Source organism: Shewanella sp. (assembly GCF_048265805.1).
Taxonomy (GTDB): Bacteria; Pseudomonadota; Gammaproteobacteria; order Enterobacterales; family Shewanellaceae; genus Shewanella.
Genome location: NZ_JBLXAT010000002.1, coordinates 36,521 through 58,703, shown reverse-complemented (window position 1 = coordinate 58,703; position 22,183 = coordinate 36,521). Strand labels below are relative to the sequence as shown.

General features: G+C 48.8%; 20 protein-coding genes and 7 tRNA genes. 22 read left to right on the top strand and 5 right to left on the bottom strand.

Annotation, left to right across the window (positions count from 1 at the left end; genetic code table 11):
- Positions 1 to 186: 186 nt before the first annotated feature.
- The 11 genes from ACN0TT_RS01565 (at position 187) to ACN0TT_RS01515 (ending at position 5,312) form a co-directional block, all read left to right on the top strand.
- Complete coding sequence (locus ACN0TT_RS01565) at positions 187 to 1,377, top strand: FAD-dependent oxidoreductase (protein WP_417760385.1); 1,191 nt, start codon at positions 187 to 189, stop codon at positions 1,375 to 1,377.
- Positions 1,378 to 1,496: 119 nt separating this feature from the next.
- Positions 1,497 to 2,084 (top strand): aminoacyl-tRNA hydrolase, encoded by a 588-nt coding sequence (gene pth / locus ACN0TT_RS01560; RefSeq protein WP_417760384.1) that lies wholly within the window; start codon positions 1,497 to 1,499, stop codon positions 2,082 to 2,084.
- 58 nt (positions 2,085 to 2,142) lie between these two features.
- The gene (gene ychF / locus ACN0TT_RS01555) at positions 2,143 to 3,234 is read left to right on the top strand and encodes a redox-regulated ATPase YchF (protein WP_417760383.1); all 1,092 of its coding nucleotides are present in this window, start codon (positions 2,143 to 2,145) and stop codon (positions 3,232 to 3,234) included.
- A gap of 194 nt (positions 3,235 to 3,428) precedes the next feature.
- A tRNA-Met gene (locus ACN0TT_RS01550) sits at positions 3,429 to 3,505 on the top strand.
- A 27-nt stretch (positions 3,506 to 3,532) separates the two neighbouring features.
- Positions 3,533 to 3,617 (top strand) — tRNA-Leu (locus ACN0TT_RS01545).
- Between the two features lie 33 nt (positions 3,618 to 3,650).
- Positions 3,651 to 3,725: transfer RNA gene (locus tag ACN0TT_RS01540), tRNA-Gln, on the top strand.
- A gap of 22 nt (positions 3,726 to 3,747) precedes the next feature.
- Positions 3,748 to 3,822, top strand: a tRNA-Gln gene (locus ACN0TT_RS01535).
- 15 nt (positions 3,823 to 3,837) lie between these two features.
- Positions 3,838 to 3,914 (top strand) — tRNA-Met (locus tag ACN0TT_RS01530).
- Between the two features lie 38 nt (positions 3,915 to 3,952).
- A tRNA-Gln gene (locus tag ACN0TT_RS01525) sits at positions 3,953 to 4,026 on the top strand.
- 29 nt (positions 4,027 to 4,055) lie between these two features.
- Positions 4,056 to 4,130 (top strand) — tRNA-Gln (locus ACN0TT_RS01520).
- Between the two features lie 660 nt (positions 4,131 to 4,790).
- Positions 4,791 to 5,312, top strand: coding sequence for a hypothetical protein (locus tag ACN0TT_RS01515; protein WP_417760382.1), 522 nt, complete (start codon positions 4,791 to 4,793; stop codon positions 5,310 to 5,312).
- Positions 5,313 to 5,379: 67 nt separating this feature from the next.
- On the opposite strand, the gene ACN0TT_RS01510 is transcribed toward ACN0TT_RS01515, so the two are convergent.
- The 3 genes from ACN0TT_RS01510 to lolB form a co-directional block, all read right to left on the bottom strand.
- Positions 5,380 to 6,327 (bottom strand): ribose-phosphate pyrophosphokinase, encoded by a 948-nt coding sequence (locus ACN0TT_RS01510; protein ID WP_238894478.1) that lies wholly within the window; start codon positions 6,325 to 6,327, stop codon positions 5,380 to 5,382.
- Between the two features lie 77 nt (positions 6,328 to 6,404).
- On the bottom strand, positions 6,405 to 7,262 hold the full coding sequence (ispE, locus tag ACN0TT_RS01505) for a 4-(cytidine 5'-diphospho)-2-C-methyl-D-erythritol kinase (protein ID WP_417760381.1): 858 nt from the start codon (positions 7,260 to 7,262) through the stop codon (positions 6,405 to 6,407).
- Positions 7,255 to 7,872: a lipoprotein insertase outer membrane protein LolB gene (lolB, locus tag ACN0TT_RS01500; protein WP_417760380.1), complete on the bottom strand. Its 618-nt coding sequence runs from the start codon at positions 7,870 to 7,872 to the stop codon at positions 7,255 to 7,257. Before lolB ends, ispE begins: the two co-directional genes overlap by 8 nt.
- 301 nt (positions 7,873 to 8,173) lie before the next feature.
- Between lolB and hemA the strand changes: the two genes are divergently transcribed.
- From hemA to ACN0TT_RS01460, 8 genes are all read left to right on the top strand, one after another.
- Positions 8,174 to 9,424, top strand: coding sequence for a glutamyl-tRNA reductase (gene hemA, locus ACN0TT_RS01495; protein WP_417760379.1), 1,251 nt, complete (start codon positions 8,174 to 8,176; stop codon positions 9,422 to 9,424).
- A 14-nt stretch (positions 9,425 to 9,438) separates the two neighbouring features.
- Positions 9,439 to 10,524 (top strand): peptide chain release factor 1, encoded by a 1,086-nt coding sequence (gene prfA, locus ACN0TT_RS01490; RefSeq protein ID WP_417760378.1) that lies wholly within the window; start codon positions 9,439 to 9,441, stop codon positions 10,522 to 10,524.
- Positions 10,525 to 10,534: 10 nt separating this feature from the next.
- Positions 10,535 to 11,377, top strand: coding sequence for a peptide chain release factor N(5)-glutamine methyltransferase (gene prmC, locus ACN0TT_RS01485; RefSeq protein WP_417760377.1), 843 nt, complete (start codon positions 10,535 to 10,537; stop codon positions 11,375 to 11,377).
- Between the two features lie 246 nt (positions 11,378 to 11,623).
- On the top strand, positions 11,624 to 12,016 hold the full coding sequence (locus ACN0TT_RS01480) for a SirB2 family protein (protein WP_417760376.1): 393 nt from the start codon (positions 11,624 to 11,626) through the stop codon (positions 12,014 to 12,016).
- A 3-nt stretch (positions 12,017 to 12,019) separates the two neighbouring features.
- Positions 12,020 to 12,811 (top strand): tetratricopeptide repeat protein, encoded by a 792-nt coding sequence (locus tag ACN0TT_RS01475; protein WP_417760375.1) that lies wholly within the window; start codon positions 12,020 to 12,022, stop codon positions 12,809 to 12,811.
- A 40-nt stretch (positions 12,812 to 12,851) separates the two neighbouring features.
- On the top strand, positions 12,852 to 14,096 hold the full coding sequence (locus ACN0TT_RS01470; RefSeq protein ID WP_417760374.1) for a DUF819 domain-containing protein: 1,245 nt from the start codon (positions 12,852 to 12,854) through the stop codon (positions 14,094 to 14,096).
- 52 nt (positions 14,097 to 14,148) lie between these two features.
- Positions 14,149 to 14,991: a 3-deoxy-8-phosphooctulonate synthase gene (gene kdsA, locus ACN0TT_RS01465; protein WP_417760373.1), complete on the top strand. Its 843-nt coding sequence runs from the start codon at positions 14,149 to 14,151 to the stop codon at positions 14,989 to 14,991.
- Positions 14,992 to 15,106: 115 nt separating this feature from the next.
- On the top strand, positions 15,107 to 15,979 hold the full coding sequence (locus tag ACN0TT_RS01460) for an EamA family transporter (protein ID WP_417760372.1): 873 nt from the start codon (positions 15,107 to 15,109) through the stop codon (positions 15,977 to 15,979).
- A gap of 39 nt (positions 15,980 to 16,018) precedes the next feature.
- On the opposite strand, the gene ACN0TT_RS01455 is transcribed toward ACN0TT_RS01460, so the two are convergent.
- Both ACN0TT_RS01455 and ACN0TT_RS01450 read right to left on the bottom strand, forming a co-directional pair.
- Positions 16,019 to 16,813 carry a molybdate ABC transporter substrate-binding protein gene (locus ACN0TT_RS01455; protein WP_417760371.1) on the bottom strand — a complete coding sequence of 265 codons (795 nt, stop codon included), beginning with the start codon at positions 16,811 to 16,813 and terminating at the stop codon, positions 16,019 to 16,021.
- A gap of 74 nt (positions 16,814 to 16,887) precedes the next feature.
- On the bottom strand, positions 16,888 to 18,654 hold the full coding sequence (locus ACN0TT_RS01450; RefSeq protein ID WP_417760370.1) for a flavocytochrome c: 1,767 nt from the start codon (positions 18,652 to 18,654) through the stop codon (positions 16,888 to 16,890).
- Positions 18,655 to 18,932: 278 nt separating this feature from the next.
- On the opposite strand from ACN0TT_RS01450, the gene ACN0TT_RS01445 reads away from it, so the two are divergent.
- The 3 genes from ACN0TT_RS01445 to ACN0TT_RS01435 all read left to right on the top strand — a co-directional run bounded on the left by ACN0TT_RS01445 (position 18,933) and on the right by ACN0TT_RS01435 (position 22,179).
- Entirely contained in the window at positions 18,933 to 19,940 is a 1,008-nt protein-coding gene (locus ACN0TT_RS01445; protein WP_417760369.1) for a porin, read from the top strand.
- 122 nt (positions 19,941 to 20,062) lie between these two features.
- Complete coding sequence (locus tag ACN0TT_RS01440) at positions 20,063 to 20,965, top strand: LysR family transcriptional regulator (protein ID WP_417760368.1); 903 nt, start codon at positions 20,063 to 20,065, stop codon at positions 20,963 to 20,965.
- Positions 20,965 to 22,179 (top strand): DUF819 domain-containing protein, encoded by a 1,215-nt coding sequence (locus tag ACN0TT_RS01435; protein WP_417760367.1) that lies wholly within the window; start codon positions 20,965 to 20,967, stop codon positions 22,177 to 22,179. The genes ACN0TT_RS01440 and ACN0TT_RS01435 overlap by 1 nt, the downstream gene beginning before the upstream one ends.
- Positions 22,180 to 22,183 lie beyond the last annotated feature (4 nt).

The window sequence follows — 22,183 nt, the reverse complement described above, 5'->3', positions numbered from 1 at the left end:
TTTCTCAAATATTGATTTGCGGCATAATAGCGCCAACCCACGAAAGTTATAGTAATGACTTCCTTTTCGGTCTGTTAGCTGTGCGCCAGTACAGCAAGTAGCAGCACAGCACTAAGCTGTAGGCAATATCAATGAAGCATGAGCCGCCACCACACAGGTGATTAGCGCTTCTTCAGGAATGAGAACGTGACAAAACAACATATCCAACACGACGTAGTCATCATAGGTGGTGGCATGGTGGGCGCCGCCGCAGCATTAGGCTTAGCGCAATTGGGGCTGTCTGTGGCCGTAGTGGAACATCGTCAATTGCAACCCTATGACGTGGCACAACCGCTGGATGTGCGAGTCTCGGCCATTAGTGTATCGTCTGAAAATCTATTGGCTCGCTTGGGCGCGTTGGATGCATTGTGGGAGATGCGCCACGTGGCGTATCGTGGCCTCGAAACATGGGAAATGGATGGTTGTATCACCCAATTTCACGCCTCACAGCTGAAAATGTCGCATCTGGGGCATATTGTGGAAAACCGATTAGTGCAGTTAGCGCTGTGGCAACAGTTTGCAGCACACGACAACATTCACCTTTATTGTCCTGCCAAAGTTAGTCGTTTAGTGCGTGCTTGCAGTGGTATTGAAGTCAGCTTGGATGATGGTCAGGTATTAGATGCTCAGCTGTTAGTCGGTGCTGATGGCGCTAACTCCATGGTGCGGCAATGGGCTGGCATCGGTGTAACGGGATGGGATTACCGTCAATCATGCATGTTGATCAATATTGCCACTGAATGTGCCGAACAAGATGTGACTTGGCAACAGTTCACGCCAAGCGGTCCACGCTCCTTGCTACCACTGCCGGGCAATAACGCCTCATTAGTGTGGTACGACCAAGCTGCGCGGATCAATGCGTTATCGCAGTTATCTAATAAACAGCTAAAGCAAGAGATCGATAAACACTTCCCTGAACGGCTTGACCGCCGCTTCGAGGTGGTCAGTAAAGGCAGCTTCCCGCTGACTCGCCGCCATGCTAACCGCTACTTTAAAGAGCACTTGGTGCTGTTGGGGGATGCTGCACATACTATCAATCCGCTAGCGGGGCAGGGCGTCAACTTAGGCTTTAAAGATGTGGAAGCCTTGATTAAGGCCGTCGATAATGCCCTGACAGCTGAGCCGCAAACTTGGTGGCAAACCAACACCTTGGAGCAATATCAACGCAGCCGTTGGTTTGATAATCAATTGATGATGACTGGCATGGATCTATTCTACGCGGGCTTCAGTAACGACCTGCTACCGCTTAAGCTTGCGCGCAATGTGGGCCTGAAACTGGCGAACTTTAATAATCCGGTCAAACAAAAAGTGCTGAAATACGCGTTGGGCCTCTCGTAGCTGCTAACGCGCCGATTTGTTGTTCTTTTGATTAGAGTGCTAAAATGCCGCGTTTTCAGTTCGCGGCATTTTGGTTTATGCCGAGTGTCGAACAGTCCTCGTAGTGACGATAGAATTTCATGACAGATATAAAGCTGATTGTTGGATTAGGAAATCCTGGCGCCGAATATGAGCGGACCCGCCATAATGCGGGTGCTTGGTATGTCGAGCAACTAGCGCGTCAGTATGGCGCCAACTTAGTGCCCGACAGCAAATATTTTGGCTTAACGGCGCGGCTAACGGTAAAAGGGCGTGATGTGCGCTTGCTGATACCCACCACGTTCATGAATTTAAGTGGTAAGGCGGTAGCCGCCTTGGCCAACTTTTTCAGAATTGAACCACAACAGATGTTGGTGGCCCACGATGAATTAGACATGCCACCGGGTGTGGCTAAGTTTAAGTTGGGTGGCGGCCATGGTGGTCATAACGGCCTCAAAGATATCATTGCCAAAATGGGCAATAACAAAGATTTTTATCGGTTACGCATTGGCATTGGCCATCCGGGCGATAAAAACTTAGTCAGCGGTTTTGTGTTGGGCAAAGCTCCTCAAACCGAACAGCAATTGCTTGATGCCACCATAGATGAAGCTGTGCGGGCGACCGATATCTTGCTAACAGATGATTTAACCAAAGCCATGAATCGCTTGCACGCATTCAAGGCGCAGTAATTTTAAAACGATTTTATAACCGGTTATCCGCCGGATTTGATTGAAAAAGGGTATTAACATGGGTTTTAAATGCGGCATCGTGGGTTTGCCAAACGTCGGTAAATCGACTCTGTTCAACGCGTTAACTAAAGCTGGTATTGAAGCTGCCAACTTTCCTTTCTGTACGATTGAGCCAAACACCGGTGTGGTACCCGTACCAGATCCACGTTTGGATGTATTAGCTGCGATTGTGAACCCAGAACGTGTGTTGCCAACCACCATGGAGTTTGTGGACATTGCAGGTCTGGTGGCTGGTGCATCAAAAGGCGAAGGCTTAGGTAACAAATTCCTCGCGAACATCCGTGAAACCGACGCTATCGGTCACGTAGTGCGTTGCTTTGAAAACGACAACATTGTGCATGTGGCTAACAAAGTTAACCCAGCATCAGATATCGAAGTGATCAACACCGAATTGGCATTGGCTGACTTAGATAGCTGTGAACGCGCCATTACTCGCCAGCAAAAACGTGCCAAAGGCGGTGACAAAGAAGCTAAGTTCGAAGTTGAAGTATTGGAAAAAATGAAACCAGTACTCGATGAAGGCCACATGTTGCGCAGCATGGATTTGACCAAAGAAGAGCTGGAAGCCGTGGCTTACCTGAACTTCTTAACCTTAAAGCCAACCATGTACATTGCGAACGTGTCTGAAGACGGTTTTGAAAATAATCCACACTTAGATACCGTCCGCGCCATTGCCGCTACAGAAAATGCCGTCGTGGTGCCAGTATGTGCTGCGATTGAATCTGAACTGGCGGAAATGGACGCCGAAGAGCGTGATGAGTTCATGGCTGATCTTGGCTTAGATGAGCCAGGTCTGGATCGCGTGATCCGCGCGGGTTATGAATTGCTGAACCTGCAAACCTACTTTACCGCCGGTGTTAAAGAAGTCCGTGCTTGGACTGTGCCTGTCGGCGCTACCGCACCGCAAGCGGCTGGTAAGATCCATACTGACTTCGAACGTGGCTTTATTCGTGCGCAAGTGATGGCTTATGACGACTTTGTGCAATATAAAGGTGAAAACGGCGCAAAAGAAGCAGGCAAACTGCGTGTGGAAGGCAAAACATATGTCGTTAAAGATGGCGACGTGATGCACTTCCTGTTCAACGTATAATAGGGTAGATTAGCAATCAGCAGCTTAAATGCTGCTGATTTAGCTTATAATTGTGTACTGGCTGGTCAGTTTGATGAGATTATAAGCGAACGGCTTAAAAGCGGGAATTAACACGAAAAAAGCTGTTGACCTGTTTGGACCGAATAAGCATAATACGCCCCGTTCTCTCGGGAGAGAGGGCAGGAAGTTGTAGCGGCTATGTAGCTCAGTTGGTTAGAGCACAGCACTCATAATGCTGGGGTCACAGGTTCAAATCCCGTCATAGCCACCATCCTTTTTGGATGCATCATCTCGAAATGCGGGAGTGGTGAAATTGGTAGACACGCCAGATTTAGGTTCTGGTGCCGCAAGGTGTGAGAGTTCAAGTCTCTCCTCCCGTACCATTTTCGACATGATGTTTAGTAACTTTCAATTGGTGGGGTATCGCCAAGCGGTAAGGCACCGGTTTTTGATACCGGCATACCCTGGTTCGAATCCAGGTACCCCAGCCATTCTCCCAGCACAAATCACAGGTGGGGTATCGCCAAGCGGTAAGGCACCGGTTTTTGATACCGGCATACCCTGGTTCGAATCCAGGTACCCCAGCCATTTGTGACCTGTTGTGGCTATGTAGCTCAGTTGGTTAGAGCACAGCACTCATAATGCTGGGGTCGCAGGTTCAAATCCCGCCATAGCCACCATCATACAGCACCAAGTGTTAGGTGATGCTGTCCACGGATGGGGTATCGCCAAGCGGTAAGGCTCCGGATTCTGATTCCGGCATCCCAGGTTCGAATCCTGGTACCCCAGCCAATTCCGCTCGACAATGTAACAACCTCAGGTGGGGTATCGCCAAGCGGTAAGGCACCGGTTTTTGATACCGGCATACCCTGGTTCGAATCCAGGTACCCCAGCCATTTTCTCTTCTTGTGTTAAATCCCCATTTAAATTTTCAAAGTTGTTTGCATTATTACGCCTGTATTGCTGGCAGTGATGTGATTGAGTTACTAGATTTAGACCATCTACGCTGAATATCTTCTACGCCTCTCGCCATATGGCCGCTCAGATGATTGCATATAGAATTTTTGGTGTGCGTCATGGGTTACCGCACCTGTTTGACAAATGCCCTGAAATTAGCACTTGCATGTTTCCCACCGTGGAGTCGCCGCTGAAGAACTGATATACAGTTAGCCAATTAATCAACAGCACTAATTGGCCTCGTTGGGCGTGTAATAATCAAGGACGTTTGCTACATGCATAAAATCAAGTTAGTTGGATTCATCATAGACATACCTAGGATTTAAGCTCTGCGTCGATGTTCTGGATCGAAGCGCTGGGTATGCCAACCCACTCATTCTCGGCATCTGCAGATAATCAATATGTGTAGCTGTTAGACCCTAATAGTCATCTCCACATGAAGTGCAGCAAGTTGACCATCCTAGTCGAGTGCATCTTGATATCGAGACCAACGATGTTGCAGATGAAGTTAAGCGTCTGGGGCGTCTCGGTGACATGCAAAGCGCGCTAATGTATTCTGCTTCGGGTGTTGGTCTTTATATGTAAATTGTGGATTAATCTTGAATAGTAAGTATTTGCCATATTTAGATGATAGTGGAGACGTTGATGAGGACATTGCGCATTATTGCAACCGAGTTGGTGAACTACTCCCAAATTTCAATAAAGAAATCTTAGCTCAATGGTTTTATGAGCATCCAGATTCAGCCTATAGATATGATTGGCTAGATTATGAAAAAATTGAAGTGTCTTTAGAAACGATTAGAGCAGAAGAATTACTTCGAGAGTGCTACTTTTCTGAGCCTTTTGTCGAATATTACAGAGCGCTCCTCCAAGATTCAAAACCTGATGACAGATTAAATAGTATTCTTAATTACGCTAATATGTATAGGACATGGCCTATCTATCCTATAGTTTTACTAAATCGTAAGGGAACCATGAATTATCCAGGAAGTGTTGGTTGTGCAACTCCTTACCTTTTAATCGAGGGGCGGCACCGTTTTGCTGTATTGCAATATTTGTACGGTATTGAAAAAGTTGCATCTACACATAAACTATGGGTTTTCAAAACAACAGGTAGTTAGTTTGCGTTGTTTCAGCCAATAAAAAACGCACCCTGAGGTGCGTTTTCTGTATCCACCAAGCAAACGCTTATTGATGGAACATGGCAGAAATAGACTCTTCGTTGCTGACGCGACGAATGGCTTCTGCCAATACGGCTGACATGGTCAACTGAGTTACACGGCCAACGGCTTGCATCGCTGGGCTCAATGGGATGGTGTCAGTGATGATCACTTCGTCAATCATTGAGTCTTTGATGTTATCTGCAGCGTTACCTGAGAATACAGGGTGAGTTGCATAAGCAAACACGCGGTTTGCACCGTGAGCTTTCAATGCTTCTGCCGCTTTACATAAAGTGCCACCAGTATCGATCATATCGTCAACGATGATGCAGTCACGGCCTTCAACATCACCGATGATGTGCATGACTTGCGCTACGTTGGCTTGTGGACGACGTTTGTCGATAATTGCCAGATCGGCATCATCCATCAGTTTAGCAACAGCACGTGCACGTACTACACCACCGATATCGGGTGATACTACCACTGGGTTTTCAAATTTCTTCGACAGCATATGCTCCAGCAGCACTGGGCTACCAAACACGTTATCTACTGGCACATCAAAGAAACCTTGGATCTGTTCTGCGTGCAGGTCACATGTCAGTACGCGGTCAACACCCACGCTAGACAGGAAGTCTGCCACAACTTTTGCCGTGATAGGAACACGAGCACTACGCACACGACGGTCTTGACGGGCATAGCCAAAGTAAGGGATTACGGCGGTGATACGACCTGCCGAAGCACGACGCAGAGCATCAACCATGACAACCAGTTCCATCAGGTTATCGTTGGTAGGAGCGCAAGTAGACTGAATAATGAATACATCCGCACCACGTACATTTTCATTGATCTGTACGCTGATTTCACCATCGCTGAAACGGCCAACCACGGCGTCTCCAAGCTTACAAAAAAGACGATCGGCGATCTTCTTGGCGAGACTGGGGGTGGCATTCCCAGCAAAGAGCTTAATGTCGGGCACTTTAGGAACCTCGGGCGTTTGCTTTGTATAAGAACTTAGGGGATAAAGTGACGCGCTTTATCCTTGGATGAATCGGTTCAGAGTTCGCCTAAGCGGCTCATTAATGGGGAGCGATTCATGCCCCTAGCAACAAATCCACGGAACGTTGATGGCATTTGCGCAAAACAGCTTCGCGCTTGCTGCTCTGTCTCGAATTGACCAAATACACAAGCACCAGTACCGGTCATTCTGGACGGCGCATATTCTATCAGCCACGCGAGCGCGTTGGCAACTTGCGCAAACTGCTCTGTGACTAATTTCTGGCAGTCATTTTTCCATTCAGAGGACAATAAATCACACAATTGCAGCTTAGGTGTATCCCGTGGCAATGCGGGGTGCTGAAATACTTCGACGGTGGACACGTGTGCATCTGGGGCAATAACCACGTACCAGTGTTCATCAATATCGACAGGTTGTAACTTTTCACCCACTCCTTCGGCAAAGGCCGCTTGGCCGCGGATGAATACCGGCACATCGGCGCCGAGCTTCAACCCTAGTGCGGCTAACTCGTCTTCAGATAGGCCACATTGCCACAGAGCGTTGAGTGCAACCAGTGTGGTCGCAGCATCGGATGAACCGCCACCTAAGCCACCGCCCATTGGTAATTTTTTGTCGAGCCAGATCTCAGCGCCTTGGCTACAGCCGCTAGCTTGTTGCAACGATTTGGCCGCTTTAACTATCAAGTTATCTTGTGGCGCGACGTCCATGTTGCTATTGCTACGCAGCACGATGTCTGGCTTGTCGGTGACTTTTATATCGAGCCAATCACCAAAGTCGACAAATTGAAACAGGGTTTGCAGTTCATGGTAACCATCCGCGCGGCGGCCATTAACGTGCAGAAACAAGTTGAGTTTAGCAGGGGCTGGCCACCCCAAAGATACGGCGTTATTACTCATGGGCGTTTCCTTGTGGCAGTTTTTCGGTGAGTGCCTGCCACTCATTTAGCTGGATTTTTAGCGATACTTGTTGGCGTTCTAACGTCATTACCCGTGGTAGTTGGTGCTTGGCTAGCTGCTGCCAGCTTTGATAATCGATCTGCCATGGCGGTAATTGGCGTTGTTCAATTAAGGTCTGTGGTTGGCCTGCTGCGTTACGCGCTACAATTTTAGCTTCGCCCGGTAGGCCGACAATCCACTGTGGCAACTGGCTGATAGGTATTTGCCAACCACTCAAGTGTTGCACTAGCTCACTGGCATTACGCCCCTGATAGGTTTTGCCGTCCACTGCTAATGTGGCGGAGCGCGCATCGCTTTTCAGTAATAGTAACGTGGAGCCGATCATGCTGGTCAGCCGCAGCTCATCAGACTGTGGCGTGTGCAGCCAATACAGATTGGTACTGAATTTCTGCTCGGGTGTTTTTACCGCAATTTTGCCTTTTAACTCCCAAGCTTTGGCATCTTGCACACTGTTGACTTCAGTAGCTTGCCAATCGGCGGGTGGCGTGATGCCACAACCGGTGAGCCAGAGCAGCGCGAGTAATAAGCTGCTATTGCGAATGAAACTCATGTAATGATGTAAATTTGTGAGACGCTTCAAAATAATTGTGGCTGTTCCGCTTTTTGGTGACATCTATGATACGAGCCCTTTGCGTTGCGACACAACATATGTCTAAATGCCGCATCTATCAGAATTTGCTGTTATGAGTGAATTTTAAGCAAGTGCTGGTAAATAAACGAATTAAGTGGGGCTTTTGACCACTTTTTTCACCTTTATTCGGTTTTGTTAAGCGTATTCTGTTTTTAGCTTGGTCAATTAAGTAAAATAGTGCCAATAAATAGAATCACGCCAAGAGTCCAGAACGAGTCAGATGAGCCTTGTAGCAATTGGTATTAACCACAGAACTGCCACTGTTGACTTGCGCGAGAAAGTCGCCTTTTCCCCAGACACCATTCATGATGCAATGAAAAGCCTTGCTGGCGAGACTGGCAGCGGTGAAGCCGTGATTGTGTCTACCTGTAACAGAACAGAACTGTACTGCAACACCGAAGATGCTCAGAAAGTCGTTAGTTGGTTAGAGCACTACCATCAGCTTAACCATGACGATGTAGCACCTTGTTTATATCAGCATGAAGGGCAGAAGGCCGTGCAGCACTTAATGCGCGTAGCATCTGGGCTGGACTCGCTAGTATTAGGTGAACCGCAGATTTTAGGGCAGGTGAAACAGGCATTTTCCAAAGCCAAAGAGTCCGGCACGGTGGCTGCCACCATGGACCGTTTATTCCAAAATACGTTTTCTGTGGCCAAGAAAGTCCGCACCGAGACTGAAATCGGTTCAGCAGCGGTATCCGTTGCATTTGCCGCGGTGGTGATGGCAAAACAGATCTTCTCTGCGTTGAGCAATACTAAGGTATTGTTGGTTGGCGCCGGAGAAACCATTGAGCTGGTGGCTCGGCACTTAAAAGAGAACGGTGTTGCCACAATGGTGGTGGCAAACCGCACACTTTCACGTGCCGAGGCGATGTGCGAAGAGTTCAATGCCACAGCAATTACCCTCGAACAGATACCAGAGTATCTGCCAAAAGCCGATATCGTGATATCCTCTACCGCCAGCCCACTGCCAATACTTGGTAAAGGCATGGTGGAAAAAGCGCTGAAGCAGCGCCGCCATCAACCTATGTTGTTGGTTGATATTGCGGTACCTCGGGATATAGAAGCAGAAGTTGCCGACTTGGACGACGCTTATCTGTACACCGTGGATGATCTGCAAAGCATCGTGGAACAGAATATGGCTTCACGCCGTGAAGCCGCCGAACAAGCGGAACTTATCACCGAAGAGCAGTCATTCCAGTTTATGGAATGGATTCGCTCGTTACAGTCGGTCGACAGCATTCGTGAATATCGTACGCACGCTAACGAGATCAAGGACGAATTACTCGAGCGGGCGGTGCATAAATTGACTCAGGGTGGCGATGCCGAAGAAGTGCTTCGCGAACTGGCAAATCGCCTCACCAACAAACTGATCCATGCACCGACTCAAGCGTTAACTGTGGCTAGCCGCCAAGGCGATTTCAATGCTCTCGGACAACTAAGAACCGCGCTCGGCTTGGACAAAGACTAAGGTTAGCGAGCTAAATGAAGGATTCCGTGATCCGCAAGCTGGAAGGCTTGGTGGAGCGTTATGAAGAAGTGCAGGCGTTGCTGAGCGATGCCAGCGTGATCTCCGATCAAGACAAATTCCGCAATCTGTCGAAAGAATATGCACAGCTTGAAGATGTAGTGAAAGGGTTTGCCGCGTTTAAACAAGCGCAGGAAGATCTGGTCACTGCCGAAGAGATGCTGCATGAAGACGACCCAGAGCTAAAAGAGATGGCACACGAGGAGTTGAAGGCGGCGAAAGCAGCACTTGAACGCCTTGAAGGCGAATTGCAGATCCTACTATTGCCGAAAGACCCTAACGACGAAACCAACGCCTTTTTGGAAATTCGTGCTGGTGCGGGTGGCGATGAAGCGGCAATCTTTGCGGGCGATCTGTTCCGCATGTATAGCCGTTACGCCGAAGCGCGTCGCTGGCAGGTGGAAGTGGTCAGCTCCAACGAAGGTGAGCACGGTGGCTTTAAAGAAGTGATTGCTCGCGTCATTGGTGATGGCGTGTACGGTCGCTTGAAGTTTGAGTCTGGTGGTCACCGCGTACAACGTGTGCCTGAAACAGAATCTCAAGGTCGAGTACACACCTCGGCGTGTACCGTGGCGGTGATGCACGAAGTACCTGAAGCGGCCGCGGTGGAAATCAACCCTGCGGATCTGCGTATCGACACGTTCCGCTCATCCGGCGCTGGTGGTCAGCACGTTAACAAAACCGATTCTGCAATCCGCATTACCCACTTACCCACCGGTTTGGTGGTGGAATGTCAGGACGAACGTTCACAGCACAAAAACAAAGCGCGTGCGCTGAGTGTATTGGCCGCACGTTTGCAAGCGGCTGAAGATGAAAAACGTCGCAGTGCTGAAGAATCTACCCGTCGTTCATTGGTGGGCAGTGGTGACCGTTCTGAGCGTATTCGTACTTATAACTTCCCACAAGGTCGTTGTAGTGAACACCGTATCAACTTAACGCTGTATCGTCTGAATGAAATTATGGAAGGCGATTTAGATCAGTTGATCGATCCGCTCATGCAAGAATTCCAAGCGGACCAATTGGCCGCGCTGTCGGAAGAATAAGGTGTCAACCGTGACTCAACTCACGATTGCCTCAGCAGTAAAATGGGGCGTGGCTGCATTGCAGCTGTGCTCTGATTCTGCCGCCATGGATGCTGAAGTGCTGCTATTGCACAGCCTTGATAAACCGCGGAGCTACTTGTACAGCTGGCCGGAACGTCAGCTCACCGAGGCGCAGCAGCGTAAGTTCGAACAGCTGATTGCTCAGCGCGTTAGCGGCAAGCCGGTGGCGCATATTGTTGGTGTGCGCGAGTTTTGGTCGTTGCCATTTATGGTTAACGCCTCCACGCTAATACCTCGTCCTGATACCGAAATTTTGGTTGAAACCGCGTTAAATCTGCCATTGCCAACTGAGTCTGCTGCGCTCGATCTCGGTACGGGGACTGGCGCAATTGCGTTGTCTTTAGCCCATGAACGGCCGCAATGGCAGGTAACTGCGGTGGATAAAGTCGAAGATGCGGTATCCTTGGCTAAAGCTAACCGTGAACAGCTCAACCTGCCACGCGTAGAACTGCTGCAAAGTGATTGGTTTAGTGCGGTCAGTGGCCGTCAGTTTGACTTGATTGTGTCTAATCCGCCCTACATCAGTGAGCAAGATGAGCACCTAGATTTGGGCGATGTGCGCTTTGAACCGCGCAGCGCATTAACCGCAGCAAATGATGGTTTCGCCGATCTGTTCTTTATTGCTGAACATGCGCGTCAATATTTGCGTAGTGGTGGTTACATCTTGTTGGAGCACGGTTATACCCAAGGGCCAACCATGCGTCAGCAGTTGCAAACGTTAGGCTACAACAATGTTGCTACAGTGCGAGATTTTGGTTCGAACGAACGTTGCACCTTAGGCACGTGGCAATAATGTTTGCTTACACGGGCGCCCATGGTGCCCGTTACGTTATCTCAAGCCCACTAACGTTCCATCCTCGTGCTATGCACAACGACATGGTGATTGGTGTAGCACAATAAACGCTGACGACTTATTCATTGAATATTGCCTAAATTATCCCCACTTCAGTAACAGGAAGTCGTGCTTCTCTGTTATCTGGTTGGAGACGTCGTCCGCCATAGGGTACACTGTTGCCTTTAAATTTGACGGCGGAATTTCATGGACAACACCTACATGGTTTACTCAGCGGTTAAGCACTTTCATCTCACCATGATTGGCTTAAGTGTCATGCTGTTTATTGCGCGTTTTGCAATGAAGCTGAAAGGCTCAGCTCTACTGCAAAAGAAATGGCTGCGCATTGCCCCGCATGCGGTAGACACCTTGCTGTTGGTTTCCGGGATTGCCTTGTGCGTCATCATCAGCCAATACCCAATTGCTAACGGCTGGCTGACTGAAAAGTTAGTGGCGGTTATCGCTTATATCATCTTGGCAGCCATGGCGATGAAAGCTGACCGTGGCACTATGTACCGTATCTTTTGCTTTGTAGGCGCCCTGGCATGGTTGGCATTTGCTGCCAAATTGGCGGTGCTAAAACGCGTGGTATTTTTCTAAGCAATGAAACAGTTTTCCTTTAGTGACGAGTCGTTAACTCTGCCCGATAGTGCGTTCGAGTTGTTAGAGCATTTAGGTTTTAACGCTGCCGAGCAAGCAAAATGGGCATGGTTTGAATTATCCGGTGCGGTATTGAGTCGTTATCTGGCAGATGAAGAGGCACGCCTGCGAGCGTTGTTGAGCTTCTTCTATCAAGAGCGTGGCTTTCAAGCGGCGGAAGAGTATTTCTCGATTGCCGCTGCCGATCTCGGTATGTGCTTCATGCTGCACCGTGGTAATTCAACCACCTTAGCGACCGCCTTGAAATTACTCGGGAAACAGCTGGATTTACAGCTGGACTTACTGTTACTGCCCGGTTCCACCGCGCTGGTATGTGCCATTGCAGGTGAGTTTCATTATATCGACCCGTTGACGGGGCATTTCTTATCACGTCATGACCTACATTCGCTGGTGAAAGGTGAGTTAGGTAATGCGGCACCATTTAAACCGCGCTATTTGCAGCCCGCTAATAACCAGTTAATTCTGATGCGTATGATGAGTGAGCTGAAATCAGCCGCAGTATTAGCGCATGAATTTGAAGCGGCGTTAGAGTGCTGCAACTTGATGCTGGCGTGGTATCCGGACGAGTTAAATCTGCACCGCGAGCGCGCTTTTATTGCTCATCAGTTGGGGGCGATTCATGTGGCCACCGCTGACTTACAGTTTTTTATTGATAATAACCCGCACGACCCGATGGTTGAGTTAGTCAAAATGCAACTGCGTGAGCTTGGAGAAGAGTCGCAGACATTCCATTAACCGCCATAGGACGAGCTAACTTCAGGGAGACCCCTTGTTTATGACGACCGCTCTGGTTACCAACGACGCTACGGCGCTGGGCTTGCTGGCCGCCATATTAGGATTTGTATTTTACACCAACAGCAGTAGTCATCCGTTCTGGCAAAAGTTCTACCGCTTTGTTCCGGCGCTGCTGCTGTGTTACTTCATTCCTTCTTTACTTAACACCTTTGGCATTGTTGACGGCCACGAGTCGAAACTCTATTACGTGGCGTCGCGCTATCTGCTACCTGCCTGTTTGGTGTTGTTGATTCTAAGTGTTGATTTAAAAGCCATTTTGAGTCTTGGCCCTAAGGCATTGGTGATGTTTCTTACCGGTACTGTGGGGATTGTGATTGGTGGGCCAGTGGCGTTACTGATCATGTCTGCCATCGACCCAGCGTTGACTGGCAACCACGGCCCGGATGCAGTTTGGCGTGGGATGACGACATTAGCTGGCAGTTGGATTGGCGGCGGCGCTAACCAAGCGGCAATGAAAGAAGTCTATGAAGTGGGTGGCAATATCTTCTCCGTGATGGTGACCGTGGATGTCATCGTCGCCAATATCTGGATGGCGGTACTGCTGTTTCTCGCTTCCAATGCGAAGAAGATTGATACCTCAACTGGGGCTGATACTTCCGCCATTGATACGCTGCGGGACAAGGTTGAGAAATATCACGCCGAAAATGCGCGTATTCCCAACCTGCGTGATTTAATGATGATTGTCGCTGTTGGCTTTGGGGTAACTGGGCTGGCGCACTTCTGTGCGGATTGGTTGGCGCCGTTCTTCACTGAGCATTATCCGTGGACGGAAAAATACAGCCTGACCTCGTCATTCTTCTGGTTAGTGGTGATTGTTACCACTATCGGTTTGGTGATGTCATTTACTCCAGCACGGCATTTAGAAGCCGCAGGCGCTTCTAAAGTGGGTTCCGCTTATCTGTATATTCTGGTGGCTACCATCGGTTTGCATATGGATGTCACCAAGATTTTGGATACGCCAGAGTATTTCTTCCTCGGCATAATTTGGATGATCGTGCATGCGGGGCTAATGTTGTTGGTAGCGAAACTTATCCGCGCACCGCTGTTTTATATGGCTGTGGGGAGCCAAGCTAATGTGGGCGGCGCCGCATCAGCGCCAGTGGTTGCGGCAGCATTCCACCCAGCATTGGCACCAGTAGGGGTACTGTTAGCGGTATTTGGCTACGCAGTCGGCACTTACATGGCATGGATGTGTGGCCAGTTGCTGCAAGTGGTCGGAAACTAATTGTTAGGTGAATTGCCGCAATGGCGGCATGAGTAGAGAGACTAAAAGCAGGATGAAAAGCATCAAAATCGGCAATATTGAAATTGCCAACAACAAGCCATTCGTGCTGTTTGGCGGTATGAACGTGCTGGAGTCGCGCGATCTCGCGATGCAGATTGCTGAAACCTACGCTGAAGTGACCACTAAGCTGGGCATCCCTTATGTATTTAAGGCATCGTTCGATAAAGCTAACCGTTCATCAGTTAACTCATATCGTGGCCCAGGTATGGAAGAAGGTCTGAAGATCTTTCAAGAGATCAAAGATACCTTTAACTTGCCGCTGATCACTGATGTACACGAACCATATCAATGTGCGCCAGTGGCGGAAGTGGTGGATATCATCCAATTGCCCGCATTTTTAGCGCGCCAAACGGATCTCGTGGTTGCTATGGCGAAAACTGGTGCCATCATCAACGTCAAAAAACCGCAGTTTTTGGCGCCCCATGAAATGCGCCACATCATCAAGAAGTTCAACGAAGCGGGTAATGATGAGATCATCCTGTGCGAACGCGGTAGCTGCTTCGGTTACAATAACCTTGTCGTTGATATGCTGGGTATGGATGAGATGAAGCAAACCGGTTACCCAGTGATCTTTGATGCAACGCACGCGCTGCAACGTCCTGGTGGCCGTGAAGACTCAGCCGGTGGTCGCCGTGCGCAAGCTACTGAACTGGCACGCTCTGGCATGGCGCTTGGGTTAGCGGGTCTGTTTATTGAAGCACATCCAAATCCAGATGCAGCAAAATGTGATGGTCCATGTGCGCTGCCGCTGCATCAGCTGGAAGGTTATCTAACTCAAATGAAAGCAGTGGACGATTTGGTTAAATCTTTCCCTGCATTAGATACCAGTAAATAAATGCCCTGCGCCTTCAGGCGCTTGTGTTATGCTCAGCAACGCTCGGCTTTTTGCCGGGCGTTGTCGTTTATCGCTCGCTCCCCCATGGGATGGCAGTAGAGATGGATGCCGTGTAATGTGGATTGTATTGACCCTGTTTGCCGCGTTTATGCAAGCGTGGCGTAATGCCTTTCAAAGCCAATTAAGTCGGGATGTAAAAACTGCCGGGGTAACCTTAGCGCGCTTCCTCTACGCGGGGCCATTGGCATGGCTATATCTTGGTAGTTTGTACCTATGGCAGCCCACCGATTTACCTCAGCTGTGGGGCAAAGGCGGACTATTTATCATCGGCGCCGCGGTGATGCAGATCATCGCTACCGCATTGATGGTGCAGTTGTTTAAACTGAAAAACTTTGCCGTTGGTGCTGGGCTGGCAAAAAGCGAAGCATTAGTGGCCGCCATCCTCGGCGTATTGTTTTTTGGCACAGCACTTAGTTGGCTAGGTTGGCTTGGCGTGTTGCTCGGCACGATAGCGGTGTTTCTGCTTAGCGCGGGCAGTCAGTTCAAAAGCTTATCTTACAAAACCATTATTATTGGGCTAGGTAGCGGTGCCAGCTTTGCCCTGACTTCGCTGTGGGTGCGCGAAGCAAGTCTCAATCTGCAATTGCCATTTCCCCATCGCGCCGCATGGGTGTTAGCGCTAGTGATTAGTACGCAAACGCTATTGTTGCTGCTGTGGTTATGGTGCAAAGACAAGGGCACACTTCAAGCATTATGGCAGCGGCCTAAGTTGACCCTTGCTACCAGTGTCAGTAGTTTCCTTGGCTCCTTTGGCTGGTTCAGCGCCATGTCGCTGACGGCGGTACCTTATGTGAAGACGCTGGGGCAGGTAGAAGTGTTCTTTATGATGCTGATTTCTTTTTTTTGGCTCAAACAACCGGTGCAGGTGAAAGATATGAGCGGCCTTCTGCTGATCGCTTTGGCCGCTATTTTGGTGCTGTGGAGCTAGCTCGACTCACGCGCCAGTGGTTAAGGACGCGGTGAATGATTATTCGGCAGCCACTGGGTCCAGCCCTGCTGTTTTGATGCTGTTGATAACATGAGCCTGAGTCGATGACAGGTAGCGGATCAATGCCGCAGACTCGTCTGCATGAGTCGTTGTTCTGGTGATACCGCCAGAAAATGTGGTGACTTTTTGGAACTTGTCTGGAATCGGGCCAACAAATTCAATACCTTTGATGGGTAAAATCTCACTGATTTGTTGAAAGCCTATTTGCAATTCTCCATCTGCGACCAAACTTGCCACGCGTTTACTGAGCACGCGAGTACTCTTAGGTTTTATCATTTCCCATAGTCCCATTTTTGGCCACAACAGGGTGGACAAATAGGTGCCGCTAGCACTTGCTGAGTAACCGATAGATTCAGCATCGTGCAGCAATTGGATAAAAGCTTCAGGGGTGCTGATATCGGGTTTTGGTGCGCCTTGTTTTACACACATACCGATACGAGAACGCACTAAATCTTTGCGTGAGTCAGGCTGAACAAAACCTTTATTGGTGAGTTTATCCAGCGAGCTGCGAGACAGGATCAGTACGTCAAACTGTTCGCCGCGCTTCAGTCGCTCTGGAATGGAATCCACAGCACCACCTGAAGAGGAACCGTAGGAGATCTCAATATCGAGTCCAGTGTCTTTTTCAAGCTGAGGCTCCATTGCTGTTAGCGTGCCCGCGAATCCGCCAGAGGTAATCACTTTGAGTTTTACTGCGGCTTCCGCGGCATAACTCCCCAGACAGAGCATCGCTGTCAGCGACGCAACTCCTAAACGATAAAGTAGCTTTTTCATCATGTATTCCTTCACTGAATAGACGCGGCTCGCAAGCGCCAGCCGCGTCAATGGGTCATTACCGAGTTTTTAGGCTATTTCTGTAGGGCATTAGCGGCCGCGCTTTCACCGGCAATTTTGCCAAATACCACAGTGTCGGCGATGGCGTTACCACCTAGGCGGTTGTAGCCATGCACACCGCCAGTCACTTCACCCGCAGCGAACAAGCCTTTGATAGGCCAGCTTTGTAGGTCGAGAACTTCCGCTTTGGTATCGATAGCGACACCGCCCATGGTGTGGTGAATTCCCGGTGCTACTTTTACGGCGTAGTAAGGTGGTTGGGTGAGGTTGAGTGGCATATCTTCGCGGTGGAAGGCTTTATCATCACCGCTTTGTTGATATTGGTTGTAGTTTGTCACTGTGCCTTGTAATAGCTGCGTATCCATGTCGGTCAACTTGGCTAGACCGTCAATAGTGTCGGCTTTTTTCAGCATGCCAAGATGGTCATAGCCACGTACCATTTTTGCCTTTTTATACAACTGATTATCAAACACTAACCAAGCAAATTTCCCCGGTTGTTTTAGGATGGCATCTGATGCACGGTCACGGGTGGTTAACTCACTAATAAAGCGTTGGCCTTTGGCGTTGACCATAATGGCACCAACACCACGGACGGTTTCTGAGATCAAAATGCGGCTGTCCACACCGACGGTTGGGTGCGCTTGGATCCAGTCGATATCGGTCATGCTGGCACCAATCTCTTTGGCGAGTGTGATGCCGTCACCGGTAGCGGTGATGTTGTTTGAGCTGGTCATGTCTTTAAAGGTGGGACGATAGTACGCAATCATCTCCTTGTTGTAGCCGTAACCGCCGGTGGTCAACACCACGGATTTAGCGGCAACCATGTAGTAGCCACTGTATTTAGCGTGTACCACCACCCCAACAATTTGGCGGTCATCGTTCAGCACCAGTTTTTCAACACGGGAATTTAATCGTGTTTCTACGTCAAATTTTGCTGCGGCTTTGCGCAGTGTTTGAATGATAGTGGGGCCAGCACTGCGGCCATCGGCAGGGCGATGAGTACGGTCGACGCGTGCACCACCAGAACGTTTGAGATCGTCCATATTGACGCCCAAAGATTCTAACCATTTCACTCCTTCTGCGGAGCGCTGAGCGAGGATATCAACCAGTTTAGGATCGTTGGCGTAACGGCCACCTTTCATGGTGTCTTCCACGAACCATTCCACTTTATCTTCAACATGATGGGCTTTTTGCTGTGGCGTGCCCACGGCATTCATGCCGCCTGCGGCTAGCATGGAGTTACCACCGCTGAACGGTGCCTTTTCAAATAGGATGACTTTGGCACCCGCTTGTTTTGCAGCAATGGCGGCGTTGTAGCCTGCGCTGCCCGCACCGACGACCACCACTTCGGTAGTTTCTACTGGACCTTTGGCAATGGCTTGCTGAATTTTTTCTTGATCCCATTTAGCATCCCAAGCGGCTTTTTTCTTCGCATCATTAAATGGGATTTTTAGGTCAAACGAGTGGCATTCGTTGCAGTACACTTTTGATTGTTCGTGACCTTTATGGCAACTAGTACAGTTGATGTCGCCAAGGTGAGAGTTGTGCGGATCAATCTCAAGCTTGGCGTCTTTTAATTCTTCATAGCCGCCGTGGCAGCTTTTACATTGCTGATTAATATGGGTTTCACTGTCATCGCTCACTTTCCCCGGCGTGATGTGGCAGGCGGTGCAGCCACCCTGATTTTTACTGTGGAATGACGCAAGGTCGTTGGCAGCGCTAACGTTGCCAATGCTGGCAAGACATGCGATCACAAGCCCACTCAATAAAGCGAATTTCATAATGCTCCCTTTTTAGGATTATTGTTAATAACGGCCATATTTTTCCTTGTTTTTTAAAATTGTTTTTTGATATTGGTTTTAATTATTTTTCTCTATTTAAAAAACTAATTGGTGTTAAGTTTTATTTAAATCGATGTTTATGTTTTTCTTAATGTGGTTTTTGTTTTACTTAAATTGGATGGTTAAATATTTAAGTGTGATTCTGTTAAGGTTTATTCCCTGTTTATATTTTTAATATTCCGCTCGAAAAATATAACTATCTAGGGATTATCCTTCTTATGAAAAACACAATGATTGCGCTCGGCGTGTGTGCAGCGTTATTGCCTGTAACATCAAGCTTTGCAGCAAGTCCTGATTTCTATGGACGCATGTGGTTGGCAACCAGTTACTCCGACAATGGCTTGATTTCTGCTCGCAGCACCGATGGCACGGTGTTAGAAAACTATGCGTCTTTTTTAGGCATTAAAGGTAAAGAAGCATTAACTGATAAAGTTAATATCATTTATGTGATGGAAGTAGGTAATGAAGGTGGTTTTTATAACTCGTCTGAATTATTTAAACCACGTAACACTTATTTAGGAGTTGAAGGCGGTTTCGGTACATTTATGTTTGGTCGAAATGATACCGTATTTAAAAAGACCGAAGGTAAGGTGGATTTGTTTAATATTACCTCTTCGGACATGGCGGCATTAATTGATGGGAATGCGCGTATTGGTGATACGGCGACCTATTATTCGCCCAAAATAGCAGGTGTTCAGTTTGGGGCAACTTATCAATTTGCCGACAGTGCTGCTGACAGCTCTGGCGATTATGCGTTAAGTGCAATGCTTGGTGATAAGGCGTTGCAGAAAACGCCTTACTACGCAGCAATCGCTTATGCCGATGGCCTAAACCAGCTTGATGCGTATCGTGCTGTGGTGGTTGCTAAATTGGCTGGCGTTAATTGGGGGATGTTGGTTCAGCATGCTTCATCAGATAAGTACGATAATCTTAGCGGCAACAGCTATCTGTTCAGCGCCGCGATGCCATTTGGCGATTACACCGCCAAACTCCAGTATGCGCGTGATAACAGTGGCTTAGGCAAAGTGGTTAAGAAAGTCGCTAGTCTTGCGTCCGTCACCGATACTGATAGCTACATGGTTTCTGCTGGCGTTGATGTCAAATTGTCCAAGTCGACCACTGCCGGGGTAATTGTGAGCTATTTAGACGGTGATGTTACCGATGCATCAGGCTATCAAGAGTTTGATGATACTCAGCTGTCTGTGCACCTGAAATATCTGTTTTAGACACCCACCTCACACTATTTAGATAGCGGTCATGATCTAGGCCGCTATTCTCCATTTTGCTCCAAGTATGTCGATCAGCTGGTTGGTATTATCCTAGCCATCGTCAGTGGTGGAATAAGATTATGAAAGTCACCCTCAAACAGTTGTTGGTATTTAGAACCATTTATCAAGAGGGGCAGATCTCCAAAGCAGCAAAACAGTTATACATGTCGGTTCCTGCTGCAAGTATGGCATTGAAAGAACTGGAAAATGTGCTTCAATGTCGTTTGTTCGAGCGGACTGGCTACGGGCTGGTACTCAATGGTCAAGGTGAGCTATTGCTGCCTTATGCCAATGAAATGCTTGCTGCAGGCTCGCAGCTTGAGCAGTTGTTTGCCGCATCCGCTACTGGTGTGAGTGGCGCTTTGACGATCGGTGCCTGTAAAACGGCAGGAAACTATGCGCTATCACGCATATTGCCCGCGTTTCACCGCCATTATGACTCCACGCAACTGAAATTAGTGATCAAAGATTCCAACAGTATTGAGCGCATGTTGGTGGAGCGAGAGCTTGATTTGGCGTTTGTTGACGCCAAACCTAGTTTAGCTTCGGTGCAGTCCGAACCATGGTTGCGAGATCGAATCTGCATTGTTTGTGGGGCGAAAAACCCGCTAGCGACGATGCCAATGACGGCCGAATTACTGTCGCATCAGGTGTGGTATTTTGATGAATCCACCACGATTTCCAGAGTGAGAGCCATTCAATTACTGCATTCAAGTGGCATCACGCCGGTGCAAGATATCACCATGAGTACGCTTGGTGCGATTAAACGTGCCACGGCCACAGGATATGGCGTCAGCGTTTTACCTTATATGTCGATCGATGACGAGTTGGAACGGGGCGATTTGGTGGAACTCAAACTGGAAGATTGGGGCTTCGAGCGCAATTACTGGATGATCCGTCGCGCGGACGAGGAGTTATCCCCCGTGTGTTGCAACTTCCACGAATTTGCCATTAGTCAGCTCAATCAGTTGCTCAAGTCCTAATGTTAACCACCGATTTTCAGTTGTTTGGCGCAATCTGTATTGTGCTCGGGCTGATCTTTTACACCAATGGCTTGCAACACCGTTACTGTCAATGGTTCTACAAAATCATGCCTGTCATGGTGGCCTGCTATTTTCTGCCTTCGTTGCTGAATACTTTTGGTGTTATTGCCGTACCACATTCACAACTCCCTGAACTGGTGGGGCAGTACTTGATGCCCAGTTGCCTTTGTTTACTGTTGTTAGGTTTGGATGTGCGCACCATCTTTAGCCGTGGCGGTAAGTTGTTGCTGCTATTTTTTATCGGTAGTGCGGGCATATTTGTCGGTGGGCCATTCGCGTTAAAGTTGGTGGCGATGTTTAAGCCGGAGCTACTGCTAGACAGCGGTGAAAACAGCTTGTGGCGTGGTATGACTACCTTGGCGGGTAACTGGGTCGGGGGCACGGCGAATCAGCTTGCCGTGAAACAGTTATATCATGTTGGCGACAGTATTTTTGCGGTATTTGTGACGGTGAATGTGCTGATTTCGGGCATTTGGATGGCGCTGTTGCTGGCATTAGCACCGCATCAGCAGCGCTTGAATCAATGGCTAGGGTGTCGCGAGGCGCTGATGTCAGTTGCCGCGCCGGAGCAACAACCACAAGCCATGGCTGATTTGCCTAAATTGATGCTACTGATTTCGATTCCGTTAATGCTGACAGGTCTTGGCAACGCATTAGCAACAGAGATCGCCATCTGGTTTAGCCAACTATTTCCAGCCGCCAAAGCATATCAATTTGACTCGCCATTTATGTGGAAGATGATTCTCATCACCACTGGCAGTGTCATGTTATCGCTGAGTCCCGCTCGCCGGTTGGCGATTTACGGCGCCGACAAACTGGGCGCTGTCTGCCTCTATCTGATGCTGGCGATTATGGGATTAAAGATGGATATTCGCATGCTGTTGTCGCTGCCATGGTTTTTTGTCATCGGCGCGATATGGCTGCTGATCCATATCGTTATTCTGGTGGTGGCCACGCGTTGCCTGCGTTTGCCGTTTAGTTATCTTGCTATCGCGAGCCAATGCAATCTCGGTGGGGCAGCTTCAGCCCCAGTGGTGGCGAGCGCTTACAACAAGGCACTGATGCCGCTAGCGGTACTCATTGCGGTGTTTGGTTATGCGTGGGCAAATTTTATCGCTTGGGCGAGCGGTCAGTGGATGCAGACCATCCACTGAGGTG

Coding starts and splice junctions, on each gene's coding strand:
- pth (WP_417760384.1), top strand. CDS start 1,497: ATGACAGATATAAAGCTGATTGTTGGATTAGGAAATCCTGGCGCCGAA.
- ychF (WP_417760383.1), top strand. CDS start 2,143: ATGGGTTTTAAATGCGGCATCGTGGGTTTGCCAAACGTCGGTAAATCG.
- ispE (WP_417760381.1), bottom strand. CDS start 7,262: ATGAGTAATAACGCCGTATCTTTGGGGTGGCCAGCCCCTGCTAAACTC.
- lolB (WP_417760380.1), bottom strand. CDS start 7,872: ATGAGTTTCATTCGCAATAGCAGCTTATTACTCGCGCTGCTCTGGCTC.
- hemA (WP_417760379.1), top strand. CDS start 8,174: ATGAGCCTTGTAGCAATTGGTATTAACCACAGAACTGCCACTGTTGAC.
- prfA (WP_417760378.1), top strand. CDS start 9,439: ATGAAGGATTCCGTGATCCGCAAGCTGGAAGGCTTGGTGGAGCGTTAT.
- ACN0TT_RS01480 (WP_417760376.1), top strand. CDS start 11,624: ATGGACAACACCTACATGGTTTACTCAGCGGTTAAGCACTTTCATCTC.
- ACN0TT_RS01475 (WP_417760375.1), top strand. CDS start 12,020: ATGAAACAGTTTTCCTTTAGTGACGAGTCGTTAACTCTGCCCGATAGT.
- ACN0TT_RS01470 (WP_417760374.1), top strand. CDS start 12,852: ATGACGACCGCTCTGGTTACCAACGACGCTACGGCGCTGGGCTTGCTG.
- kdsA (WP_417760373.1), top strand. CDS start 14,149: ATGAAAAGCATCAAAATCGGCAATATTGAAATTGCCAACAACAAGCCA.
- ACN0TT_RS01460 (WP_417760372.1), top strand. CDS start 15,107: ATGTGGATTGTATTGACCCTGTTTGCCGCGTTTATGCAAGCGTGGCGT.
- ACN0TT_RS01455 (WP_417760371.1), bottom strand. CDS start 16,813: ATGAAAAAGCTACTTTATCGTTTAGGAGTTGCGTCGCTGACAGCGATG.
- ACN0TT_RS01450 (WP_417760370.1), bottom strand. CDS start 18,654: ATGAAATTCGCTTTATTGAGTGGGCTTGTGATCGCATGTCTTGCCAGC.
- ACN0TT_RS01445 (WP_417760369.1), top strand. CDS start 18,933: ATGAAAAACACAATGATTGCGCTCGGCGTGTGTGCAGCGTTATTGCCT.
- ACN0TT_RS01440 (WP_417760368.1), top strand. CDS start 20,063: ATGAAAGTCACCCTCAAACAGTTGTTGGTATTTAGAACCATTTATCAA.
- ACN0TT_RS01435 (WP_417760367.1), top strand. CDS start 20,965: ATGTTAACCACCGATTTTCAGTTGTTTGGCGCAATCTGTATTGTGCTC.